At 64.9% G+C, this 23,672-nt stretch carries 23 protein-coding genes; 12 read left to right on the top strand and 11 right to left on the bottom strand.

Annotation, left to right across the window (positions count from 1 at the left end; genetic code table 11):
• Positions 1-71: 71 nt before the first annotated feature.
• Positions 72-935: a type 1 glutamine amidotransferase domain-containing protein gene (locus tag GYA95_RS11100; protein WP_015270618.1), complete on the top strand. Its 864-nt coding sequence runs from the start codon at positions 72-74 to the stop codon at positions 933-935.
• Between the two features lie 62 nt (positions 936-997).
• On the opposite strand, the gene GYA95_RS11095 is transcribed toward GYA95_RS11100, so the two are convergent.
• The 7 genes from GYA95_RS11095 to GYA95_RS11065 form a co-directional block, all read right to left on the bottom strand.
• Positions 998-2,242: a saccharopine dehydrogenase family protein gene (locus GYA95_RS11095; RefSeq protein WP_003248123.1), complete on the bottom strand. Its 1,245-nt coding sequence runs from the start codon at positions 2,240-2,242 to the stop codon at positions 998-1,000.
• 31 nt (positions 2,243-2,273) lie between these two features.
• Complete coding sequence (gene nspC / locus GYA95_RS11090; protein ID WP_013972889.1) at positions 2,274-3,371, bottom strand: carboxynorspermidine decarboxylase; 1,098 nt, start codon at positions 3,369-3,371, stop codon at positions 2,274-2,276.
• 333 nt (positions 3,372-3,704) lie between these two features.
• Complete coding sequence (locus tag GYA95_RS11085) at positions 3,705-4,622, bottom strand: pyridoxal-phosphate dependent enzyme (protein ID WP_015270617.1); 918 nt, start codon at positions 4,620-4,622, stop codon at positions 3,705-3,707.
• Positions 4,619-5,293 carry a helix-turn-helix transcriptional regulator gene (locus GYA95_RS11080; RefSeq protein WP_015270616.1) on the bottom strand — a complete coding sequence of 225 codons (675 nt, stop codon included), beginning with the start codon at positions 5,291-5,293 and terminating at the stop codon, positions 4,619-4,621. The genes GYA95_RS11085 and GYA95_RS11080 overlap by 4 nt, the downstream gene beginning before the upstream one ends.
• 245 nt (positions 5,294-5,538) lie before the next feature.
• Positions 5,539-7,242 (bottom strand): amidase, encoded by a 1,704-nt coding sequence (locus GYA95_RS11075; RefSeq protein ID WP_015270615.1) that lies wholly within the window; start codon positions 7,240-7,242, stop codon positions 5,539-5,541.
• A gap of 197 nt (positions 7,243-7,439) precedes the next feature.
• Entirely contained in the window at positions 7,440-9,440 is a 2,001-nt protein-coding gene (locus GYA95_RS11070; protein ID WP_015270614.1) for a peptidase U32 family protein, read from the bottom strand.
• A gap of 215 nt (positions 9,441-9,655) precedes the next feature.
• Complete coding sequence (locus tag GYA95_RS11065; RefSeq protein WP_015270613.1) at positions 9,656-10,036, bottom strand: RidA family protein; 381 nt, start codon at positions 10,034-10,036, stop codon at positions 9,656-9,658.
• A gap of 136 nt (positions 10,037-10,172) precedes the next feature.
• On the opposite strand from GYA95_RS11065, the gene GYA95_RS11060 reads away from it, so the two are divergent.
• Positions 10,173-10,865, top strand: coding sequence for a tRNA (adenine(22)-N(1))-methyltransferase (locus tag GYA95_RS11060; protein ID WP_015270612.1), 693 nt, complete (start codon positions 10,173-10,175; stop codon positions 10,863-10,865).
• A 1-nt stretch (position 10,866) separates the two neighbouring features.
• Here GYA95_RS11060 and GYA95_RS11055 read toward each other — a convergent pair whose 3' ends face one another.
• The gene (locus GYA95_RS11055; RefSeq protein ID WP_015270611.1) at positions 10,867-11,130 is read right to left on the bottom strand and encodes a DUF2790 domain-containing protein; all 264 of its coding nucleotides are present in this window, start codon (positions 11,128-11,130) and stop codon (positions 10,867-10,869) included.
• 123 nt (positions 11,131-11,253) lie between these two features.
• On the opposite strand from GYA95_RS11055, the gene GYA95_RS11050 reads away from it, so the two are divergent.
• Positions 11,254-12,186 carry a LysR family transcriptional regulator gene (locus GYA95_RS11050; RefSeq protein WP_013972881.1) on the top strand — a complete coding sequence of 311 codons (933 nt, stop codon included), beginning with the start codon at positions 11,254-11,256 and terminating at the stop codon, positions 12,184-12,186.
• A 162-nt stretch (positions 12,187-12,348) separates the two neighbouring features.
• On the opposite strand, the gene GYA95_RS11045 is transcribed toward GYA95_RS11050, so the two are convergent.
• Complete coding sequence (locus GYA95_RS11045) at positions 12,349-13,500, bottom strand: acyl-CoA dehydrogenase family protein (protein WP_003258582.1); 1,152 nt, start codon at positions 13,498-13,500, stop codon at positions 12,349-12,351.
• 16 nt (positions 13,501-13,516) lie between these two features.
• Positions 13,517-14,587, bottom strand: a complete 1,071-nt coding sequence (locus GYA95_RS11040; RefSeq protein WP_015270610.1) for an enoyl-CoA hydratase/isomerase family protein — start codon at positions 14,585-14,587, stop codon at positions 13,517-13,519.
• 394 nt (positions 14,588-14,981) lie between these two features.
• On the opposite strand from GYA95_RS11040, the gene mdcA reads away from it, so the two are divergent.
• The 9 genes from mdcA (at position 14,982) to madM (ending at position 22,432) form a co-directional block, all read left to right on the top strand.
• Entirely contained in the window at positions 14,982-16,643 is a 1,662-nt protein-coding gene (gene mdcA / locus GYA95_RS11035; RefSeq protein WP_015270609.1) for a malonate decarboxylase subunit alpha, read from the top strand.
• Positions 16,643-17,587, top strand: a complete 945-nt coding sequence (locus GYA95_RS11030) for a triphosphoribosyl-dephospho-CoA synthase (RefSeq protein WP_043935669.1) — start codon at positions 16,643-16,645, stop codon at positions 17,585-17,587. The genes mdcA and GYA95_RS11030 overlap by 1 nt, the downstream gene beginning before the upstream one ends.
• A gap of 1 nt (position 17,588) precedes the next feature.
• Positions 17,589-17,888 carry a malonate decarboxylase subunit delta gene (locus GYA95_RS11025; protein WP_015270607.1) on the top strand — a complete coding sequence of 100 codons (300 nt, stop codon included), beginning with the start codon at positions 17,589-17,591 and terminating at the stop codon, positions 17,886-17,888.
• Positions 17,881-18,729, top strand: a complete 849-nt coding sequence (locus GYA95_RS11020; RefSeq protein ID WP_015270606.1) for a biotin-independent malonate decarboxylase subunit beta — start codon at positions 17,881-17,883, stop codon at positions 18,727-18,729. Before GYA95_RS11025 ends, GYA95_RS11020 begins: the two co-directional genes overlap by 8 nt.
• Positions 18,726-19,517 (top strand): biotin-independent malonate decarboxylase subunit gamma, encoded by a 792-nt coding sequence (gene mdcE / locus GYA95_RS11015; RefSeq protein ID WP_015270605.1) that lies wholly within the window; start codon positions 18,726-18,728, stop codon positions 19,515-19,517. The genes GYA95_RS11020 and mdcE overlap by 4 nt, the downstream gene beginning before the upstream one ends.
• A gap of 1 nt (position 19,518) precedes the next feature.
• Positions 19,519-20,133: a malonate decarboxylase holo-ACP synthase gene (locus GYA95_RS11010; protein ID WP_015270604.1), complete on the top strand. Its 615-nt coding sequence runs from the start codon at positions 19,519-19,521 to the stop codon at positions 20,131-20,133.
• Entirely contained in the window at positions 20,130-21,050 is a 921-nt protein-coding gene (gene mdcH / locus GYA95_RS11005; protein ID WP_015270603.1) for a malonate decarboxylase subunit epsilon, read from the top strand. The genes GYA95_RS11010 and mdcH overlap by 4 nt, the downstream gene beginning before the upstream one ends.
• 192 nt (positions 21,051-21,242) lie before the next feature.
• Entirely contained in the window at positions 21,243-21,665 is a 423-nt protein-coding gene (gene madL, locus GYA95_RS11000) for a malonate transporter subunit MadL (protein ID WP_003258591.1), read from the top strand.
• A gap of 2 nt (positions 21,666-21,667) precedes the next feature.
• Positions 21,668-22,432 (top strand): malonate transporter subunit MadM, encoded by a 765-nt coding sequence (madM, locus tag GYA95_RS10995; RefSeq protein ID WP_015270602.1) that lies wholly within the window; start codon positions 21,668-21,670, stop codon positions 22,430-22,432.
• A gap of 226 nt (positions 22,433-22,658) precedes the next feature.
• On the opposite strand, the gene GYA95_RS10990 is transcribed toward madM, so the two are convergent.
• Positions 22,659-22,931, bottom strand: a complete 273-nt coding sequence (locus tag GYA95_RS10990; protein ID WP_015270601.1) for a DUF3077 domain-containing protein — start codon at positions 22,929-22,931, stop codon at positions 22,659-22,661.
• Positions 22,932-23,672: the final 741 nt, after the last annotated feature.

The following is a 23,672-nucleotide window of genomic DNA, read 5'->3' as shown; positions in this document are numbered from 1 at the left end:
TGCCGTTAGCATGAACGCATCCCCGCCAACATGAGCGGACAGCTCTATTTGCCTGATCAGGAGATTGTTGCATGACCAAGATGTCCCGGCTTGCCCTGGCTGTTGCCAGCACCCTGCTTGCCACCGGCGCCCACGCTGCGGCAAAGGGAGAGGTGCTGGTGCTGTTGTCCAGCGAGCACCAGTTGCCCCTGCAGGACGGCAAGCGCTACGCCACCGGCTACTACCTGAACGAATTCGGCGTGCCTGCCGACCAGTTACTCAAGGCTGGCTACAAGCTGGTGCTGGTTACCCCCAAGGGTAATGCCCCGAGTGTCGACCAGCGTTCGATCGACCCGAGCTACTTTGCCGGCGATGCGGTGGAGATGCGCCGGATCGAGAAGGTCGTGCAAGGCTTGCCGGGCATTGACGATACCCTGTCGGTGAAAGAAGTACTGGCAGGTGACCTGGGCCGCTATGCCGGGCTGTTCATCCCCGGCGGCCATGCGCCGTTGATCGACCTGGCCAACAACCCGGACGTGGGTGCCTTGCTGCGGCATTTCCATCAAGCCGGCAAGCCTACAGCCGCGATCTGCCACGGCCCCATCGCCTTGCTCTCGGCCCAGCAGGACCCGGCCAGCTACCAGTCGGCGCTGGCGCGTGGTGAAAAGCCGGCAGCCATCGACTGGTTGTACAAGGGTTACAAGATGACCATTTTCTCCGACCCGGAGGAGCAGGTATTCGAAGGTTCGCTCAAGGACCAGCGGCTGCTGTTCTACCCGGCCAACGCCATGGCAATGGCAGGGGGCGACATGGGCTACGCCAAGGCCTGGCAACCCAATGTGGTGGTGGACCGCGAACTCATCACCGGGCAGAACCCGTTCTCGGACAAGGCGCTGGCCAAGGTATTGCTGGAAAAGCTGGCTCAGCAGGCAAAGGCCTCTGGCCAGGGCATCTAGACTTACACGTGGCCTGCAAAAGCAGAGGGGGCGCCTTGATGGCGCCCCCTCTGCTTTGCTGCTTAGGCTTCAGCGTCCCAAGGACGATCGCCTTTTTCATCCTTGACGCGGGTCGGCAGGCCCATGACGTCCAGTGCCTTGAGGAACGGCTCGGCTGGCAGCTCCTCGACGTTGACCATGCGCTTGGCATCCCACTCGCCACGGGCGACCAGCAGGGCGGCAGCCACTGGCGGTACACCGGCGGTGTAGGAAATACCCTGGCTGTCGGTCTCGGCGTAGGCTTCTTCGTGGTCGGCCACGTTGTAGATGAACACTTCGCGCGGCTGGCCATCCTTGGTGCCCTTGACCAGGTCACCGATGCAGGTCTTGCCGGTGTAGCCCGGGGCCAGAGAGGCTGGGTCCGGCAGCACGGCCTTGACCACTTTCAGCGGTACCACTTCCAGGCCTTCGGCGGTTTTCACCGGTTGCTCGGAGAGCAGGCCCAGGTTCTTCAGCACGGTGAACACGTTGATGTAGTGCTCGCCGAAGCTCATCCAGAAACGCACGTTCGGCACGTTGAGGTTCTTCGAAATCGAGTGAACCTCATCGTGGCCGGTCAGGTACAGGTTCTGCGAACCCACCACCGGCAGGTCGTCGGTACGCTTGACCTCGAACATGGTGTTGCTGGTCCACTGGCTGTTCTGCCAGCTCCACACTTGCCCGGTGAATTCACGGAAGTTGATTTCCGGGTCGAAGTTGGTGGCGAAGTACTTGCCATGCGAACCGGCATTGACGTCGAGGATGTCGATCGAGTCAATGCTGTCGAAATACTGTTGCTGCGCCAGCTTGGCGTAGCTGTTCACCACACCCGGGTCGAAACCGACGCCGAGAATGGCGGTAATGTTCTTTGCCTGGCACTCTTCGAGGTGTTTCCACTCGTAGTTGCCGTACCACGGCGGGGTCTCGCAGATCTTGCCCGGCTCTTCGTGGATGGCGGTGTCCAGATAGGCGACACCGGTATCGATGCAGGCACGCAGCACCGACATGTTGAGGAAGGCGGAACCAACGTTGATCACGATCTGCGATTCGGTCTCGCGGATCAGCGCCTTGGTAGCCTCGACATCGAGGGCATTGAGCGAGAAGGCCTGGATGTCGGCGGGTACCTTGAGGCTACCCTTGGCCTTGACGCTGTCGATGATGGCCTGGCATTTGGAGATGTTCCGTGACGCGATGGCGATACGACCCAGTTCGTCGTTATGCTGCGCGCACTTGTGGGCCACCACCTTGGCGACACCTCCTGCACCAATGATAAGAACGTTCTTCTTCAATTTATCCCTTGCTCCTTACTGAAAGCCGGTCTTACGACAGGCTGGAAACGTAGTCTTCGAAACCGAACTCGCGCACCACTTCGACGCTGCCGTCGAGTTGCTTGACCACGATGGATGGCATTTTCAGACCGTTGAACCAGTTTTTCTTGACCATGGTGTAACCCGCCGCGTCGACGAACGACAGGCGATCACCGATGGCCAGCGGACGATCGAATTGGTATTCGCCGAAGATGTCACCGGCCAGGCACGACTTGCCGCAGACCATGTAGGTGTGCGCGCCGTCGTTGGGGGCCATCTTGGCGTTGAGGCGGTAGATCAGCAGGTCGAGCATGTGCGCTTCGATCGAGCTGTCGACTACGGCCAGGTGCTTGCCGTTGTACAGGGTGTCGAGCACGGTCACTTCCAGCGAGGCGCTGTTGGTGATGGCCGCTTCGCCCGGCTCCAGGTACACCTGCACGCCGTACTTTTCCGAGAAGGCTTTCAGGCGCGCGCAGAAGGCGTCCAGCGCGTAGTCTTCACCGGTGAAATGGATGCCGCCACCGAGGCTGACCCACTCGACCTTGTGCAGCAGGTGGCCGAAGCGCTCTTCGATGTGCGTGAGCATCTTGTCGAACAGGCCGAAGTCGCCGTTCTCGCAGTTGTTGTGGAACATGAAGCCGGAAATCTGCTCGATCACCTGTTCGACCTTGGCCGGGTCCCATTCGCCCAGGCGGCTGAACGGGCGGGCAGGGTCTGCCAGCAGGTAGTCGGAGCTGCTGACCTGCGGGTTGACGCGCAGGCCACGGACCTTGCCTTCGGACTGTTCGGCGAAGCGCTGTAGCTGGCCGATCGAGTTGAAGATGATCTTGTCGCAGTTCTCGAGCATTTCCTCGACCTCGTCGTCGGCCCAGGCCACGCTGTAGGCGTGGGTTTCGCCGGCGAACTTCTGGCGGCCGAGCTTGAGCTCGTACAGCGACGAAGAGGTGGTGCCGTCCATGTACTGTTGCATCAGGTCGAAGACTGACCAGGTGGCAAAGCACTTGAGGGCGAGCAGTGCCTTGGCGCCGGAGTGTTCGCGCACGTAGGCGATCTTCTCCATGTTGCCCAGCAGCTTGGTTTTATCGATGAGGTAGTACGGCGTCTTGATCATTTAAAGGCCCCCGGCCAGGCCGGCCAAAAAAAGGACACGCATTGTGCCTTCACTTGCCGCAGACCGAAAGGGTGGGTTACGCATTTCGTCGTGGTTGACGCTGTTGCGAGAGGATTTTTCCGGTTGCGGCGGGCTCAGTAGAACAGCGGCATGTGACTATCGTAATCAGCAACCGGGTGCCGCAAGGAGAATCCGATGAGTGTTGTATTGGATGGCACCGGCTCCGCCGGTGTTCGCGGGTGAACCCGCTCCCACAGGTTTAGCGCGAGGCTCAGAAAATGCGCGGTTCCTGTGGGAGCGGGCAAGCCCGCGAAGAGGCCGGTACAGGCAACCTCAATCAACCTGCTGCAACCATGCCTGGATCTGCTCCAGCGTGGCGGTAGCCCCGCCACAAACCACCACCAGCACATTCTGGTACTGCGCCAGGGCGCCCGGTGCATAGGCCAACGCCAAAGCCGCCCCACATGCAGGCTCCACCAGCACGCGATGGTCCAGCAGGAACCGCTCGCACGCCTCCAGCGCAGCGCGGTCAGTGACCAGGTGGCTGTGCACCGGATGCTGCTGCACGCACACCAGCGCCTGGTCAGCCACACGCTTGGCCCCCAGCGACGTCGCCACCGAGGCAATACGTTCCAGCTCCACCGAATGCCCCGCCCGCATGGCCGCATGCAGCGATGCCGCGCCCTCGGTTTCCACCGCCAGCACCGGCACATCGCCCCAGCCGTTACGCTGTAGCCCCTCGACCACACCACTGAGCAAACCACCACCGCCTACCGACAACACCACGGCATCCGGTTTCACGCCGGCCTCGGCGACTTCATCCACCAGGCTGGCATGCCCGGCCCACAGCAGCGGGTCGTCGAATGGGTGGATGAAGGCGTCATCCGGGCCGACCAAGGTCTGCGCCAGGGCGTTGGCCTCTTGCCAGGAGCTGCCATGCACCACCACCTTGGCGCCCTCCAGGCGCAGCAGGTCTTTGGCCCGCTCGGTGGTGGTCTCGGGCACTACCACGGTCACCGGCACGCCCAGCTTGCGCCCGGCATAGGCCACTGCCAGGCCCGCGTTGCCGCCCGAGGAAGACACGAAGTGCCGCGCGCCACGGGCATGGTGCACCTCGCAGGCATGGCCCACGCCGCGCAGCTTGAACGAGCCGCAGGGCTGCAGGGCATCGAGCTTGAGCCAGACGTTGCTGTCCGCGGCCAGCGACAGCGGGCGGGACTCGATCAGGGGGGTATGGATATGCAAGGTCATTGGCTGGCTCCGCGCAATTGCTCGAGGTAGTTGTAAACGGTGTAGCGGGTCACACCCAGGGCGCTGGCGGCCTTTTCCACGCCGCCCTTGACGATGAACAGGCCACGCTCCTGCATCACGCGCACGGCCTCGACCTTGGCCTGCTTGTTCATCCGCCCTTGGCCGCTGCGCTGCAGGGATGCCTGGATTATCTCGCTCATCAGCAGTTCCATGTCGGCGGGTTCACTGACGGCAGGTATGGCCCCCAGCGGCTGGAACTGCTGAAGAAAGTTCATGGCGGCGTCCAGGCCGGTGACGTCGGTGTTGACGCAAAGGCTGGCGAAGGGGTGCCCGCTGCTGTCACGGAAGATGGCCGTGGCGCTGCGCAGTGTGCGGCCCTTCAGCGTGGTGGGGTAGTCGGGCAGCACCACCGGCTCGCAGCCGTGCTGATCGGCCGAGGCCTGCATCAGCGCCTTGAAACCCTGGTCCTGTTCCGGGGCGGCGAGGATTGGGCTACCGACGCTGCGCCCGGAAAGATGGCCGTTGACGATCGCCACCACGGAGTGTTCCGGGTGGTCGAGGTCGTGCAGGAGGATTTCCATGTTGCGCGCGGCAACGCTGCCCAGGGCCTGGATGGCGGCCTTGAGGACGGTGAGGGTGAGCTGGCGTTCTTCGCTTGGGGTGATAGGCATGGCAGATCGCAAAATCAACGTTTTGTGTATTTTTACACATAAAGTTGAATTTTGCGATCTGTTGTGGACTGCACAGCCCTGTAGGAGCGGCCTTGTGTCGCGATAGGGCTGCGAAGCAGCCCCAGGTTTTCAGCGTACATGCACAGATTGTTGGGGCTGCTTCGCAGCCCTATCGCGACACAAGGCCGCTCCTACAGGAATTGCGCACGGATCGAGGTAGATAGGCGGCGATGCAGCCCCAGTACTCAGCCCAGGGGCGGGGTACGCGGCGGGATCATTCGACGCGACCCGGTCGCCTCGAAGGCTGCACCAAAGCTGAGCAGCGCATTGTCGCTGTAAGCCCGGCCAGCAAAGGTCAGCCCCACCGGCATGCCGATATCGGCCATCACGCCCATTGGCACGGTCACGGTAGGCACGCCCAGGTGACGGATTGCCAGGTTGCCGTTGGCCACCCAGATACCGTTGCTCCAGGCGATGTCCGCCGACGCCGGGTTGACGTCGGCATCCGCCGGGCCCACGTCGGCCACGGTGGGGAACAGCACCGCGTCCAGGCCCAGGTTGTCCATCCAGTCTTCCAGGTCGATCTTGCGGGTCTGCTCCAGGCCGCGCAGGCCGTCGGGCAGGGTCTCGATCTGGTCCCAGGTCTTCAGGCCACGCTTGGCCATGTTGACGTACTCGTCCATGCCAGCGGCCAGGTCGTCCTCACGGTTGGGCAGGGTGCCCGGGTCGTGGGGGAAGATCTGCGGCCCGTCGACATCGGCCAGGCGGTTGAGCCTGGGGTCATCGTTGGCGCGCAGGAAGTCGTCGAAGGCCCAGCCCGACAGCTCCCACAGCTCGTCATGCAGGAATTCCTTGCTAACGATGCCGCGGTTGTACACAGTCGGTGCCCCCGGGCGGTCGCCTTCGCAGTTGGACACCAGCGGGAAGTCCACTTCCAGTACTTCGGCACCAGCCGCCTCCAGTGCCTGGCGGGCCTGCTGCCACAGGTCGATCACCGTGGCGCGGGTGTGGATGCGCTGGCCAGTCGGGCCGCCGATGCCTGGCTTCTCGGAAGTACCGGCTTCGGCATCGGCATTGATGTACATGCGTGGCACGCCAAAGCGCTTGCCCTTGAGCGCGCTGGCATCCACGGCCAGGTCCAGATACGAAGCCGGGCGCACCGTAGAAGCGGCCGGGATTGGCACCCAGGGTTGCAGGCGCCACAGGTCGCCGCGCTTGTCAGCGTCGTCGGCTACGACTACGTCGAGGATTTCCAGCAGGTCGGCCATGGTACGGGCATAGGGAACCACCACGTCCATGGTCGGTGTGAGCGGCCAGTTGCCACGCACCGAAATCACCCCACGCGACGGGGTATAGGCGCACAGGCCATTGTTGGATGCCGGGCCACGGCCGCTGGACCAGGTTTCTTCGGCCAGGCCGAAGGCACTGAAACTGGCGGCAGTGGCGGTGCCGGCACCGTTGGACGAGCCCGAGGCGAACGGTGCGGTCAGGTAGTTGGCGTTGTACGGGCTTTCGGCGCGGCCATACACGCCGCGCTGCATGCCGCCGTTGGCCATGGGCGGCATGTTGGTCTTGCCCAGGCACACGGCGCCGGCGGCGCGCAGGCGTTCGATGGTGAAGGCGTCGCGCTGGGCCACCAGATCCTTGAAGGCAGGGCTGCCGGAGGCAGCGGTCAGGCCTTTGACCAGGTAGCTGTCCTTGGCGGTGTAGGGGATGCCGTCCAGCGGACTCAGGACCTGGCCTTTGGCGCGACGGGCGTCGGAGGCTGCGGCCTCATTCAGCGCCTCGGGGTTGCGTACCACAACGGCGTTCAGGGCGGTGGCGGTGTCGGCGCCATCGTAGGCGTCGATGCGCGCCAGGTAGGCCTGGACCAGCTCGACCGCCGTCGTGCGGCCCGACTCGAGCGCATCGCGCAGCTCGGCAATGGAAACCTCGGTTACCTCGATCATGCGTTCACCAAAAAAATGTGCAGGTGGGGGCTAATGCGAGGAGTGTACAAGAAGGGCTTGGCGGGCGCAGGTTTGCGCGGGGGCAAACGGTTTTTTGCAGGCGAGCATTGTCGGGTCTTCCCGAGTCGTCCCACCACCCCTTCGAGTATCATCATGCAGGCGGCTTCAGCCGCAAAAAGGCCCTTGCAGGCCACCGATCAATGCGGCCCGCGCGGAATGGTCTTCAGCAAGTCTTCCGGGCTGATGTGCCCAACCACCTGGGCCACCGCGCTGCCCGGGGTCGGCAGGTCGATGATGTGGCTTTTCATCTTGCCGATCACGTGCATTTCGCACGGCTTGCAGTCGAACTTCAGGGTCAGCACTTCATCACCCTGGATCAGCTGCATCGGCGCCACCTTGGTGCGCACGCCGGTCACGCCCTTGGCCTGCTTGGGGCACAGGTTGAAGGAGAAGCGCAGGCAGTGCTTGGTAATCATCACCGGAACTTCGCCGTGCTCTTCATGGGCCTCGTAGGCTGCGTCGATCAGCTGCACGCCGTGGCGGTGGTAGAAGTCGCGGGCCTTCTGGTTGTACACGTTGGCCAGGAACGACAGGTGCGACTCTGGGTAAACCGGCGGTGGCGTGGTCTCGGCCTTGCGCCCGCCACGCGGGTGCGCCTGCACCCGTGCTGCAGTCAGCGCCTCGATGGCTTCGCGGCGCAGGGCCTTGAGCTGCGAGTTGGGGATGAAGTAAGCCTGCGGGGCGTCCAGCTCGATGCTGTCGGCGTGGTACATGGTGGTGCCCAGCTGGCCGAGCAGGTCGTGCAGCTGGTCCAGCGCCTGCTGCGGCTTGTTGGCCGGGCCGAACGGGCCTTCCAGTGCCACTTGCGTGCTCACGCCTTCCTCGCTGGTGACTGTCAACACCAGGCGTTGCTCGCGCAGTACCGCGTGCCATTGCACGCCGACGCGGCGCTCGGCCGAGGTGCGTTGCAGGGCCTGCTGCCAGTTGTGGTCGAGGTTGCGCGACAGCGGGTGGTTGGGCCGCAGCTTGTGCAGGCCTTCAGGCATTTCGTTGGGCTCGACGCGGTAGCGGTAGCGCTTCTCGCCGTCTTCCTCGAATTCGCCACGCGGTTCGGCGATGTTGGCACGGAAGCCCACCACCTCACGCTTCACCAGCACATTGAGGCCGTCACCGTTGGTCAGCGGCACCTCGGTGACCACCTGCATGTCACGCTTGCCGACCTTTTCCACCACGCCCACCGGCAGGCCGGTGAAGGTTGGCGAGTCGAAGGCGCCGATGTCGACCTTGCGGTCGGTGACGAAGTAGTCGGTGCTGCCGCGGTGGAAGGTCTTGTCCGGGTCGGGCACGAAGAAGTGCTGGGTGCGGCCGCTGGAGGCACGGGCCAGCTCAGGGCGGCCTTCGAGGATGGCGTCGAGTTCCTTGCGGTAGTGGGCGGTGATGTTCTTCACATAGGCCACGTCCTTGTAGCGGCCTTCGATCTTGAACGAGCGCACGCCGGCGTCGACCAGGTCAGCCAGGTTGGCGGTCTGGTTGTTGTCCTTCATCGACAGCAGGTGCTTCTCGAACGCGACCACGCGGCCCTGGTCATCCTTCAGGGTGTAGGGCAGGCGGCAGGCTTGCGAGCAGTCGCCGCGGTTGGCGCTGCGGCCGGTCTGCGCATGGGAGATGTTGCACTGGCCGGAGAAGGCCACGCACAGCGCACCGTGGATGAAGAATTCGATGGCGGCGTCGGTTTCGGCGGCGATGGCGCGGATCTGCTGCAGGTTCAGCTCACGCGCCAGCACCAGCTGGGAGAAGCCGGCCTGGTCGAGGAACCTGGCCCGTTCCAGGGTGCGGATGTCGGTCTGGGTGCTGGCGTGCAGCTCGATCGGCGGGATGTCCAGCTCCATCACCCCGAGGTCCTGCACGATCAGTGCGTCGACACCAGCGTCGTACAGCTGGTGGATCAGCTTGCGCGCGGGCTCCAGCTCGTTGTCGTGGAGGATGGTGTTGATGGTGGTGAACACGCGTGCATGGTAGCGATGGGCGAACTCGACCAGTTCGGCGATATCGCTGACTTCGTTGCAGGCGTTATGGCGCGCGCCGAAGCTAGGGCCACCGATGTAGATGGCGTCTGCGCCGTGCAGGATCGCTTCGCGGGCGATGGCCACGTCACGGGCAGGGCTGAGCAGTTCCAGGTGATTCTTTGGAAGGGACATGTCGTTATAGGTTCGGGCTGTCACGGTTTAGGCGGGCATTGTAGCGGCGAAACGGGTTGGCGGCATCATCGGGGTGCTTGTAGGAGCGGCCTTGTGTCGCGAAGGGCCGCAACGCGGCCCCGGCAATATATGCTGCGGAGCTGAGAATCTGGGGGTGCTTTGCACCCCATCGCGACACAAGGCCGCTCCTACAAGGATCGTGCCTCAGGCAAAAGTCAGCGCTTGGCAGCCATTGCGGTCACTTCCACGCGCATGCCTTCGAACGCCAGTGCAGCCACGCCCACGGCGGCGCGTACCGGCCAGGGCTTGCTGAAGAAGCGCTGGTACACCTCGTTGAATGCCGCGCGGTCGGCCATGTCGGTGAGGTAGATGGTCAGGTGCAGCACGCGGTCCATGCCGCTGCCGGCCTTCTCCAGCGCCACCTTCAGTGCCTGCAGGGTGCACTCGCTCTGCTCGACGATGCCGCCGAGCTCCAGGCTGCCATCAGCGTGGGTCGGGATCTGCGTGGTGACCAGCACGCCGTTGTATTCGGCAACGTCGGAAGAAATCGACTCGGCGTCCGGGTCCGGGGTGTAGATGATGTCTGCTTGTGCCATGGTGTGTTTTGCCTTGCTACGGAAGGAAAGCGGCAAGCCTACGCGAGCGCGCCGGCCCGGTCGAGGGCGCCCCGGTGTTTGAAATGCGTGGCGTTCGCCGTCAGAATCGCGGCCGATTGCAAAGCAGGGGTTTACGTTGAACGAACAGACATTGTCCAGGCGCCTGGAGCGCGTGGCTGCACAAGTACCGCAAGGCGCGCGCCTGGCCGACATCGGCTCGGACCATGGTTACCTGCCGGTGGCCCTGATGCTGCGCGGCATACTGGACGCGGCGGTAGCGGGCGAGGTGGCGCAGACGCCGTTCGCCTCGGCCCAGCGCAACGTGCGCAGGAACGGCCTGGAAGGGCGGGTCTGCGTGCGCCTGGCCGATGGCCTGGCAGCGGTCGAGCCGGAAGATCGCATCTCGGTGATCAGCATCTGCGGCATGGGTGGCGACACCATGTGCGAGATCCTCGAGGCCGGCAAGCAGCGCCTGGGTGGCGTCACGCGCCTGGTGCTGCAGCCCAATGGCGCCGAGCGCGAACTGCGCCAGTGGCTGATGGGCAATGGTTACCGGATCGTCAGCGAAGAACTGCTGCGGGAGAACCGCTTCGACTACGAGATCATCGTCGCCGAGCCAGGCGGGGCGGCGTACACCGCTGAACAGCTGTACTTCGGCCCGGTGCTGGTGCAGGAGAAAAGCGAGGCGTTTCTGGTCAAGTGGCGGCGCATGCTGCGGCAGAAGCAGCAGACCCTGGCAAACTTCGAGCGGGCCCGCGGTGCGGTGCCTCAGGCGAAAATCGACGACTTCAGGCAACAGGTCGGCTGGATCACCGAGGTGCTGGCCTGACTCACTGCTGCGAGCAGTTGCCCATTTCCCGGTAGTCGATTTCGCGCTTCTGGCCCTGGTGGTCTACATACACCATGTGCGCGGTACCAACCTGGCAGTCGGCGGCGTTGCTGGGCGGGGTGATGGAGATGACCTTGGCCACGTCCAGCGGCATGCCGTATTCGTAATTGCTGCTGCTGACCGGCTGGTTGCTGCCGGTGTCGGCAAGGGCACCGAACGAGGCGAGGGCAGCGGTAACGGCAAGGACAGCGATCGAACGTTTCATGGCAGGCTCCTTTTTTCAATGTATGACTAATGATCCATTCATTGGCCATCCACAATAAATGGGCTAACCCGTGATAGATTCCTGCCTGTAACGCAAGAATAAGACCGAACAAGGAGCACCTTCATGGACATGCTGCATGCCATGCGTACCTTCGCCCGTGTGGTGGAATGCGGCAGCTTCGCTGCGGCCGCCAATGCCCTGGATATTTCCGCGGCGCAGGTTTCGCGTATCGTTGCCGAGCTGGAAAACCAGCTGCAGACCCGCCTGCTGCACCGCACCACGCGGCGTTTGCGCATGAGCGAGGCGGGCGAGCGGTTTCTCGAGCGCGCGCGGCAGATCATGTTGCTGACCGAAGAGGCGGTGGGTGAAGCCCGTGGCGCGCACCTCACGCCCCGCGGCCGCCTGCGCTTGCACTGCCCGCACGGGATGGGCCTGTTGCTGATGCCGCTGGTGGCCGGCTACAACGCATTGTGCCCGGAGGTGGTGATCGAACTGACCCTGTCCCAGCGCAACCCCGACCCGCTGGCCGAAGGGCATGACGTGGTGATTACCGTGGACGGTGCGTTGCCGGATTCGCAGCTGATCGCTGTGCCGCTGGGCAACATTTTCAGCATCCCCTGCGCGGCGCCGAGCTACCTGTTGGCCCACGGCGTGCCAGAGCGCCCGGAAGACCTGCACCAGCACCGTTGCCTGCGCATGGCTTATCCGATGTACGAAGGTGACTGGGTGTTCCCGCAAGGGGTGGACCAGTGCGTGATCGCGCCGAACGACAGTTTTTCCACCAACGTCGCCGACGCCATGCTGGTGGCCAGCGAGCTGGGCATGGGCATTGGCCTGCTGCCGTTCTACACCGCCAGCCAGGCGATCGAGCAGGGGCGGTTGTGCCGCTTGCTGGCGCCGTATCGCCTGCGCGAGAGCGCGCTTTATGCGATTTACCCGTCACGGCATTACCTGGATGCCAAGGTGCGCACCTGGATCGACTACCTCAAGGAGCAGTTGCCGGCACTGTTCGAGGGGCATGCCAGGGTGGTGGATGATTCGCGGTATTGGCGATAGCCGAGTGCGGGGCGGTTAACGCTGGCCCTTGTAGGAGCGGCCTTGTGTCGCGATAGGGCCGCAAAGCGGCCCCAGGATGTCAGCTTCGATGCACAAATTGCTGGGGCCGCCATGCGGCCCTATCGCGACACAAGGCCGCTCCTACAGGGATCGCGCAAGGTTTTAAAGCGGGTAGTGCTTCAACTCCCGCGCAATCAGCATCCGCTGGATCTCGCTAGACCCTTCATAGATCTGCGTGATCCGCGCATCGCGGTAGTAGCGCTCGACCGGGTAATCCTCCAGGTAGCCATACCCGCCATGCACCTGGATCGCCATCGAACACACCCGCTCGGCCATCTCCGAGGCGAACAGCTTGGCCTGCGAAGCTTCCGACAGGCACGGCTTGCCGGCGCTGCGCAGGCGCGCGGCATGCAGGATCAGCAAGCGCGCGGCATTCACCTGCACCTGCATGTCGGCCAGCAGGTTGGCGATGCTCTGGTGTTCGTTGATCGGCTTGCCGAACTGCACCCGATCACGCGAGTAGGCCAACGCCGCCTCGAATGCGGCGCGGGCAATGCCCAGTGCCTGGGCAGCAATGCCGATACGGCCACCCTCGAGGTTGGACAGGGCGATGGCCAGGCCCTTGCCACGCTCACCGAGGATGTTGGCGGCAGGGATGCGGCAGTTGTCGAAGGTGACCGCGCAGGTGTCGGAAGCGCGGATGCCCATCTTGTGCTCGCTGCGATCGACCTTGAAGCCCGGGTTGTCGGTGGGCACCAGGAACGCCGACAGGCCCTTTTTGCCCAGCTCCGGGTCGGTCACCGCGAAGACGATGGCCAGGCCGGCGCGGCGAGCGTTGCTGACGAACTGCTTGGCACCGTTGATCACCCACTGGCCATCCACCAGTTCGGCGCGGGTGCGCAGGTTGTGCGCCTCGGAACCGGCCTGTGGCTCGGTCAGACAGAAGCAGCCGATCACCTCGCCGGTGGCCAGGCGTGGCAGCCACTGCTGTTGCTGTTCGGCCGTGCCATAGGCCAGCAGCGGGCCGCAGCCCACCGAGTTGTGGATGCTCATCATCGCTCCGGTGGCGCCGCAGCCGGCGGCGATCTCTTCCACCGCCAGGGCATAGGCGACATAGTCGGTGTAGCTGCCGCCGAAGTCTTCCGGCACCACCATGCCCAGCAGGCCCAGTTCGCCCATCTTGCGTACCACGCCATCGTCGATCCAGCCGGCCTTTTCCCAGGCCTGGGCATGCGGGGCGATCTCGCCACGGGCAAAGTCCCGGGCCATGTCGCGGATCATGATCTGTTCTTCGCTCAGTTCCAGGTCTTGCATCTGTGTACTCCCGGGCTCACAGGCCTTCGAAGAATTGGTCGACCCGCTGGCGGTGCAGTGCGGCCAGGGTCGGAGGGTTCCAGCGTGGCTGCTTGTCCTTGTCGATGATCAGCGCGCGCACGCCTTCGATGATGTCGCCGTGTTGGAACCACTGGCGGTCCAGGTGCAGCTCCATGGCAAAGCAGTCGTCAAGGCTCAGGTGGCGACCCCGGCGCAGCATCTCCAGAGTAACCGCCATGGCCAGCGGCGAGCGGCTTTCCAGCTGGTCGGCGGTGGCTACCGCCCAGGCGTGGCTGTCGCCAATGCTCACGGCACGCAGTTGCTCGACCATGGCAGGCACGTCGGGCAGGGCGAAGAAGTGGTCGATGACCGGGCGCAGTTTTTCCAGCGGCGCATCGTCGAGCACCTGGGTGCCGAGCTTGGCCAGCAGGTTCTGCAGGTCCTTGAGTGGCTGGTCGCCGAAGTGCAGCTGGTCCAGGCCCTGGTCGAGGGCTGCCAGCTGGTCGCTGGCCAGGTACCAATCGGCCAGGCCGCAGTACAGTGCATCGGCGGCCTGGATCTGGCTGCCGCTGACGCCCAGGTAGATGCCCAGTTCACCGGGGAGGCGCGACAGGAAGTAGCTGCCACCCACATCCGGGAAGTAGCCGATTGCCACTTCGGGCATGCCCAGGCGGCTGCGTTCGGTGACCACGCGCAGGTCGCAGCCCTGGGCCAGGCCCATGCCGCCACCGAGGGTGAAGCCGTCCATCAGCACCAGCACCGGCTTGCGGTAGCGGTGGATGGCCAGGTCGAGGGCGTATTCCTCGACGAAGAAGGTTTCATGCAGCGTTTCGCCGGCCTTGAAACTGTCGTGCAGCGAGCGGATATCGCCACCGGCGCAGAACCCTTTCGGGCCTTCGCCACGCAGTACCACGGCGTGCACGTGCGGGTCTTCGGCCCACTGGTCGAGGTGCTGGCGCAGGCTGCGGACCATGTCCAGGGTCAGGGCATTGAGGCCGGCGGGGCGGTTCAGGGTCAGATGGCCGATCTGGTTGCGGACCTCGGCCAGCACATGGTCGGTTGCCGAGGTATGAGCGTGCGCAGTCATTGCGTTCTCCCTGCTTTGTTATTGATTTTCCAAGTGAAGTCTGGAGTTCGCTGGAGGATCGCAGGATCCTGTCATGCGAATTTGCCTTGCACAATCGACAAATCTGCACGGGGATTCTGCATTTTTGTCTTGTGTGGCGATAACGCCACTCTAGCAAGGTTTCAGGTTGGCCGGGCTGGCCCTATCGCCGGCAAGCCAGCTCCCACAGGTACCGCACAACTTTCAAGGCCTGCGCTGTACCTGTGGGAGCTGGCTTGCCGGCGATAGGGCCATCAGCGACAGCGCATATGCTAAATCGTTACCCTGACCGTAACGATCAGTGCCTGAGCTTGATTGATGCGCAACCACCCCAGCCCTAAGGTGACCCCCACGACAGCGAACCCGTGGAGTCACCATGACAACAACCAAGAATCCACCGCCGCAATGGTCGCGGCGGCGCGCCGAAAAGCAGCGCCGCCTTGACCGGGTCCGCCACCTCGCCGACGGCGTGGTGCTGCCCACCGAGCGTATCGTCGAAGCCCTGGAACTGCTGCTGGCCCCCGGCGACCGGGTAGTGCTCGAAGGCAACAACCAGAAGCAGGCCGACTTCCTTTCCCGCGCGCTGGCCAAGGTCGACCCTGGGCGCCTGCACGACCTGCACATGATCATGCCCAGCGTAAGCCGCGCCGAGCACCTTGACCTGTTCGAACGTGGTATAGCCCGCAAGCTCGACTTCTCCTTCGCCGGCCCGCAGAGCCTGCGCATTGGTCAGCTGCTGGAAGACGGCCTGCTCGAAGTCGGTGCCATCCACACCTACATCGAGCTGTACTCGCGGCTGCTGGTCGACCTGATCCCCAACGTCACCCTGGTGGCTGGTTTCATGGCCGACCGCGATGGCAACCTGTTCACCGGCCCCAGCACCGAAGACACCCCGGCCTTGGTGGAGCCGGCTGCGTTCAGCGACGGCATCGTCATTGCCCAGGTCAACCAGCTGGTGGACCGCGTGGATGACCTGCCACGGGTCGATATCCCGGCATCCTGGGTCGATTTCGTGGTGGTTGCCGACCAGCCTTTCTATATAGAGCCGCTGTTCACCCGCGACCCGCGCCATATCAAGCCGGTGCATGTGCTGATGGCGATGATGGCCATTCGCGGCATCTACGAAAAGCACCAGGTGCAGTCGCTGAACCATGGCATTGGCTTCAACACCGCCGCCATCGAGCTGATCCTGCCCACCTATGGCGAATCCCTGGGCCTGAAGGGCAAGATCTGCCGCAACTGGACACTCAACCCGCACCCGACACTGATCCCGGCCATCGAGACCGGCTGGGTGGAAAGCGTGCACTGCTTCGGCACCGAGCTGGGCATGGAGGACTACATCGCCCAGCGCCCGGACGTATTCTTCACCGGTCGTGATGGTTCGCTGCGTTCCAACCGCATGATGTGCCAGCTGGCCGGGCAGTACGCCGTCGACCTGTTCATTGGCGCCACCCTGCAGGTGGATGGCGATGGCCATTCCTCGACCGTGACCCGCGGCCGCCTGGCCGGCTTCGGCGGTGCCCCGAACATGGGCCACGACCCCCGTGGCCGGCGCCATGCGACCCCGGCCTGGCTCGACATGACCGTGCCGGAAACAATGCTCGAACGCGGTCGCAAGCTGGTGGTGCAGATGGTCGAGACCTACCAGGAAGGCGGCAAGCCCACCTTCGTGGAAACCCTCGATGCCGTGGAAGTGGCCAGGAAAGCCGGCATGCCGCTGGCGCCGGTGATGATCTACGGCGACGACGTTACCCACCTGCTGACCGAGGAGGGCATTGCCTACCTGTACAAGGCCCGCAGCCTGGAAGAGCGCCAGCAGATGATCGCCGCCGTGGCCGGGGTTACCGCCATCGGCCTGCGGCACGACCCCAAGGACACTCAGCGCCTGCGCCAGCAAGGCCTGGTCGCCTTGCCCGAAGACCTCGGCATCCGCCGCACCGACGCCAGCCGCGAACTGCTGGCCGCGCGCAGCATCGCCGACCTGGTCGAATGGTCCGGCGGCCTCTACAACCCGCCTGCACGGTTCAGGAGCTGGTGATGAAAGCACTCGACTTGCAACCGCGTGGGATTCTTCGCGAGCACAGGAATAGTGATCCATTTGAAGATTGCGCGGTCCCTGTGGGAGCGGGCGTGCCCGCGAAGAGGCCAGCACAGGCAACCGAATTACCCCTGGCCGACCACCTGGCCGACCTGGCCGTGGAAGCCCTGATCGACGAAGCCGACCTGTCCCCCAAACCCGGCCTGGTCGACCGCCGTGGCAATGGCGCCCACCACGACATGACCCTGGCCCTGATGCATGCCTCGGCCCTGGCCCTGTGGCCTTGCTTGCGCAACATGGCCGAAGCCGCCCAGGCCATCGGCACCCTCGGCCAGCCCCTGCGCGCCACCTTGGGCCAGCTCGGCCGCGAAGGCGAGGCGGCGATGCTGGCCGCGACCGGTGGGGTCAACACCCACCGCGGCGCAATCTGGGCCCTCGGCCTGCTGGTAGCATCCAAGGCCCTCGACACCCAGGCCGATACCAACACCCTGGCTGCCCGTGCCGGGCGCATCGCACTGTTCGACGACCCCGCCATGACCACCCAGGACAGCCATGGCCTGCAGGTACGCCGCCGCTATGGCACTGGCGGCGCCCGCGAACAGGCGCAACAAGGCTTCCCGGCGGTTATCGGTCACGGCCTGCCACAGCTGCAGCGCAGCCGCGCCGCAGGTGCCAGCGAGCCCCACGCCCGGCTCGACGCGCTGCTGGCGATCATGGCCGTGCTCAACGATACCTGCGTGCTCTGGCGCAGCGGCCCGACCGGGCTGGCTGCCGTCCAGCACGGCGCCCGTACCGTGCTGAGCGAAGGCGGCAGCGCCACGCTGGCCGGGCGGCGGCAGCTGCGCCGGCTGGACCAGCACCTGCTTCAGCTGAATGCCTCACCGGGCGGCGCCGCCGATCTGCTGGCCGCCTGCCTGTTCCTCGACAAAGCCGGGAGCCTGTGACATGGAAACCCTGACCTTTCAATTCCCCGCCGCCGCCCCTGGGCGTGGCCGCACGCTGGTGGGCTGCGTCAGCTCCGGCGACCTTGAAGTGCTGATCGAGCCCGGCACCGCCGGCAGCCTGCAAATCAAGGTGGTGACTTCGGTCAACGGCAGCGCTGCCCGCTGGGCGCAGCTGTTCCAGCGCCTGTTCGAAGGCCGCACCTGGCCGGCCGTCAACATCGACATCCATGATTTTGGTGCCACCCCAGGCGTGGTGCGCTTGCGCCTGGAGCAAGGCTTCGAGGAGATCGCCCATGACTGATATCGCGCGCTTGCTGCACAGCCGCAGCTTTGTCGAACTGGGCGCCCGCCAGCGCGCCCGCGCCGTGCTCGACCCGGGCAGCTTCCGTGAACTGCTGGGGCCGTTCGACCGGCTGATGTCACCGTGGCTGCCGCGCCAGGGCATCGTGCCCCAGGCCGATGATGGCGTGGTCATCGCCAAGGGCCTGCTGAACGGGCGCAACGCGGTGGTCGCTGCCATCGAAGGCAGTTTCCAGGGCGGCAGCATGGGCGAAGTGGGGGGGGCCAAGATCGCCGGTGCGCTGGAACTGGCCATCGAAGACAACCGCAACGGCATCCCCACCTGCGCCGTGCTGCTGCTGGAAACCGGCGGTGTACGCCTGCAGGAAGCCAACTTGGGTCTGGCGGCGATTGCCGAAATACAGGCGGCGATTGTCGAGCTGTGCGCCTGGCAGCCGGTGGTCGGCCTGGTCGCAGGTTCGGTCGGCTGTTTCGGCGGCATGTCCATCGCCGCCGGCCTGTGCAGCCATTTGCTGGTCACCCGCGAAGCCCGCGTGGGCCTCAACGGCCCGCAGGTAATCGAGCAGGAAGCGGGCATCGGTGAATACGATGCCAAGGACCGTCCCTTTATCTGGAGCTTGACCGGCGGCGAGCAGCGCCACGCCAGCGGCCTGGTCGATGCCTGTGTGGCCGATGACATCGAGGTTTTGCGCGAACGCTTGCTGCAATTGCTCGACGAGCCTTCAAGGGATCGCGCCGGTCAACACGCCTGGTTCCTCGAACGCCTGGCCCGGCTGGGCGATGGCTGCCCGCAACTGGATGCCGCTGCCGTGCGTGACCTGTACCAAGGAGAAGCCAAATGAACCGTGCCTTGAACTGGCTGCCGGGCCTCGCCGGCGGACAAGCCTTGCCCGGCTACCCCGCGTCGTTGCGGGTAATCGATGGCGAACTGGACAACCGCCTGGCGCGTTTCATCGCCGTGGTGCCGGACACCGACAACCCGTTCCCCCGGGCGCGCTCGGGCGAAGTCGGCCTGCTGGAAGGCTGGGGCCTGGCCAAGGCCGTGAGCGAAGCGGTCGAGGCGGACCGCCAGGGCCAGAAGCGGGCCATCGTCGCGGTGATCGACGTGCCCAGCCAGGCTTACGGCCGCCGTGAGGAAGCCTTGGGGATTCATCAGGCGTTGGCCGCTGCGGTGCAGGCCTATGCCCAGGCACGGCTGGCCGGGCACCCGGTGATAGGCCTGCTGGTCGGCAAGGCCATGTCCGGTGCCTTCCTGGCCCACGGCTACCAGGCCCAGCGCCTGATCGCCCTGGATGATGCCGGGGTCATGGTGCACGCCATGGGCAAGGCGGCGGCAGCGCGCATCACCCTGCGCAGCGTCGAGCAACTGGAAGCCCTGGCCGCCGAGGTGCCGCCGATGGCCTACGACCTGGCCAGCTACGCCTCGCTGGGCCTGCTGTGGCGCCGCCTGACGGTGGACAACGCCGAGACGCCGAGCAGTGCCGACATCGCCCAGGTACGTGCCTGCCTGGCTGATGCGGTGCGCGACATCGGCAGCTCGAGCGACCTGTCGTCGCGGCTGGCGGGCGAAAACCGCAACGCCTCGCGCCAAGTGCGCGAACAGCTGCGCCGTCAGTGGCAGGGCGCTTGAGATGAACGCGCCAAGGCCGCACGACCTGCTCTGGGGCATGCCCGTATCGTGCCTGCCTGCTGATGCGCCGCGGTGGGCGCAGGATGTGCTGCTGAGCGGCCAGCCGGTGGTGGTGCGCCGTGCCACTTGTGCGGACGGCTGGGTGGCGGTGGGGCTGCGTGGCCAGGGCAGGGCGCAGCGGTCGGGTGTACTGATGCGGCTGGCCGATATCCAGTGTCAGCAAGGCCCCGAAGCGCTGCGCTGGCAAGCTGAAAGCCCTTGGCCTGCATTGCAGGCCCTGGCCTCGGTCGCCCCGGTACTGGATGCCAGCGGCCTGGCCTGGGGGCCGACAGGTGGGGTGGGGTACCAGATCGCGACCGGTATGGAGGTGGTACACGCCGACAGCGACCTGGACTTGCTGCTGCGTACGCCACAACCGCTGGGCAGGGCGCAGGCGCGTGAGCTGCTGGATATCCTCGATTGCGCGCCTTGTCGTATCGACCTGCAGCTGGAAACCCCGGCGGGTGCTGTCGCTCTGCGTGAGTGGGCCGGCTTCGCCCGCCGCGTGCTGCTCAAGTCGGCCCATGGCCCACGCCTGGTCAGCGACCCATGGGCAGCGATGGAGCGTGCAGCATGAGCAGCCTGTTCGCCTTCCCCGGCCAGGGCGCCCAGCAGGTGGGCATGCTGCAGCGCCTGCCTGAGGGTGCCGGGCAATTGCTGGAAGAGGCCAGTGACACCCTCGGCGAGCAGGCCCTGGCGCTGGACAGCCAGCAGGCCCTGCAGACGACCCGTGCCGTGCAGCTGTGCCTGCTGCTGGCTGGCGTGGCCTGGGCGCGCTGGCTGATGCAGCGCAGCCCCGCGCCGGATTACGTGGCGGGCTTGTCGATTGGCGCCTACCCGGCGGCGGTCACGGCGGGCGCCCTGGGCTTTGCCGATGCCGTGCGCCTGGTTGCCCTGCGTGGCGAACTGATGCAGCGCGCCTATCCGCAAGGCTACGGCATGACCGCACTCAGCGGCCTGGACCTGGCCTGTGTCGAACGCTTGCTGAGCGATGCGGGCGGCGAGGTGTATGTCGCCAACCTCAACAGCGACAACCAGATCGTCATCGCCGGTAGCGATGGCGCGATGGCTGCGGTTGCCGCCAAGGCACGCCGGCTGGGCCAGGGCGTGGCCCGGCGCCTGGCGGTCAGCGTGCCGTCGCATTGCCCGTTGCTGGATGGCCCGGCGGCCGAACTGGCCAGTGCCTTCGCCACGGTCGAGCTGCAGCGACCGCGTATCACCTACCTCAGCGGCAGCAGCGCTCGGCCGATATTCGACCCCCAGCGTCTGCGCGACGACCTGGCCGGCAACATGGCGCGGGTGGTCGACTGGCGTGCTACGTTGCGCAACGCCTATGAGCGTGGTGTGCGCCTGCACCTGGAACTGCCGCCCGGCAACGTGCTCGGCGGGCTGGCCCGGCCGGTGTTCGAACAGGGCAGGGTGGTTGCTGTTGAAGGCACCCGCTGGGACACCCTGGATGCGCTGCTGCGCCAGGAGGTGGCCGACGAACGATGATGGCAACACCGCGGAGGATGGTGATCCCAGTGGGAGCGGGCGTGCCCGCGAAGCAGGCACCTCGGTGAGTGGCACGGGCTTTGCCCGTGTTCGCGGGCACGCCCGCTCCCACAATGACCGCGAAAGCTGCACAAAAGTGTGTTTACGAAGAACAACAACAAGCAACTTCGACACTACCTGAGGACAACAACAATGATCATCTATGGTGTGGCACTGCTGGCGGTCTGCACGCTTGCCGGCGTCATCGTCGGCGACTTCCTGGGCGTGCTGCTGGGCGTCAAATCCAATGTGGGCGGGGTCGGCATCGCCATGATCCTGCTGATCTGCGCACGCCTGTACATGCACCGCAACGGCGGCATGAGCAAGGAATGCGAGTTCGGCGTGGGCTTCTGGGGCGCCATGTATATCCCCGTGGTGGTGGCCATGGCCGCCCAGCAGAACGTGGTCACCGCCCTGCACGGCGGGCCGGTGGCGCTGCTGGCGGCAGTGGGTGCGGTACTGGTGTGCGGTGCGACCATTGCCCTGATCAGCCGCAGCCACCGCGGCGAACCCCTGCCGGCAGTGGAGGCCGGCCCCGAAAGCAATGTGCAGGCCGCCCCTGCAGGAGGGCGTTGATCATGTGGCCGATCATTGACAATGCCCTGGAACATAACGGTTTGATCACTGCCTTTGCGGTGGTGGGCGCGATCATGTGGTTGTCGGTGGTGCTGTCGAAGTACCTGACCTTCGGCCGCGTGCACGGCTCGGCCATCGCCATCGTCATCGGCCTGGTGCTGGCCTGGGTCGGCGGCACCATTACCGGTGGCCAGAAAGGCCTGGCCGACATGACGCTGTTCTCCGGCATCGGCCTGATGGGCGGGGCCATGCTACGCGACTTCGCCATTGTCGCCACGGCCTTCGAAGTGCAGGCCACCGAGGCGCGCAGGGCCGGGATGATCGGCGCGGTGGCGCTGCTGCTCGGCACGGTGCTGCCGTTCATTGTCGGCGCTGCGGTGGCCTACGCCTTCGGTTACCGTGATGCGGTGAGCATGACCACCATCGGTGCGGGTGCGGTGACCTATATCGTCGGGCCGGTGACCGGGGCGGCGCTGGGGGCCAGCTCGGACGTGATGGCGCTGTCGATTGCTACCGGGCTGATCAAGGCGATCCTGGTGATGGTGTTTACCCCGGTATCAGCGCGCCTGCTGGCGCTGGACAACCCACGTTCGGCGATGGTGTTCGGCGGGTTGGCGGGGACGGTGTCGGGGGTGACGGCCGGGCTGGCGGCGACCGACCGGCGCCTGGTGCCGTACGGGGCACTGACAGCCACCTTCCATACCGGGTTGGGCTGCCTGATGGGCCCGTCGATCCTGTACTTCTGCGTACGCGCCCTGGTTGGGTGACATCAATCTCCTGGACTGCGCAGACCCCTTGTAGGAGCGGCCTTGTGTCGCGATCGGGCCGCGGCCCCAGCGATATCCGCACCGCAGCCAAGATCCTGGGGCCGCTGCGCGCCCCATCGCGACACAAGGCCGCTCCTACAGGTACAGCGACAACCTCGAGAGCAATGCTGTACCTGTGGGAGCTGGCTTGCCGGCGATGAGGCCAGTACAGGCAGAACCCTGAGCTTTAGCGCAAGGTATTCTTGGTCAGCTCAACTTCGTTCATCAAGGCCTTGGCCAAGGCCGTGAGATAATCGGCGGCGCCCAGGAACTTGTGGTCGTCCTCCATATCGCCTTCGCGCAGCAGGTGCTTGATATAGCTCAGCAGGATCGACACTTGCTCGTAGGCATCATCAATAGGAATGCCGGGCTGGACCCGCAGCAGATTGATCGGCGGGTTGCCGACCTCGAGAAAGGTCTCGGCGCCGATGGTGAGGATAACCTTGGGTTCGTCTTTCATGTTTTCAGGGTTCCAGTTCTCTAATAAGGGAACTGCCACCAGAATCTTTCTCACGGATTGAAGGTGGCAGCCATACGTGGGGTGAGAAACCGAGGAGAATTGGTAAAGACTCGGCCAGGCAAAAGCCTGCCCACGTACGGCCACCATGACGGTGATACCAAATCTACCCGTCGGGTTCTCACACCCGGTCGCCGGAGCGACCCGAAAACGTTATCCGTGAGGTGTTTCCCCGACAACAGCGATAGTTCGGCAGCGCGCGTAGGATAATTCCCAAGCGGGTCGTTTCTGAAGTATTTGGTTTCATGTTCAGAAATGTCTTACAGGTGATGGCTTTGTTGGCTGTGGGGTGTAGGGCGAGAGGTTGGGGTCAGGGCTGCCATGTGTCCGGCACTGCATTTTCAGCGCCTGTGAGATCGAGCGCCGCCCGCGCGGCGCTTGGCAGCACAAGGCTGCTCCTACATCTGTTTCTGGCCAGTAACGCCTGTGCCAACGCGCGCGACCGCCTTGTTTGTCCGGCACGATATCGAAGTGGACGCCAAGGGGCCGCGCGCCTTTGCCTCAGGAATAATTGGCCCGAAACAGATGTAGGAGCAGCCTTGTGCTGCGAAGCGCCGCGCGGGCGGCGCTCGATCTCCCAGGCACTGAAAACCTCGTGACGAACACCCGCAACCCACCCCCCGTTTCGGGGAAAACCGCTGGGGAATCCTCCCCAATCTGTTTCGTTTGCCGCTGCAACCAACT

This window comes from Pseudomonas asiatica, from assembly GCF_009932335.1.
Lineage (GTDB): Bacteria > Pseudomonadota > Gammaproteobacteria > Pseudomonadales > Pseudomonadaceae > Aquipseudomonas > Aquipseudomonas asiatica.
This window is presented reverse-complemented; position numbering and strand designations above follow the sequence as displayed.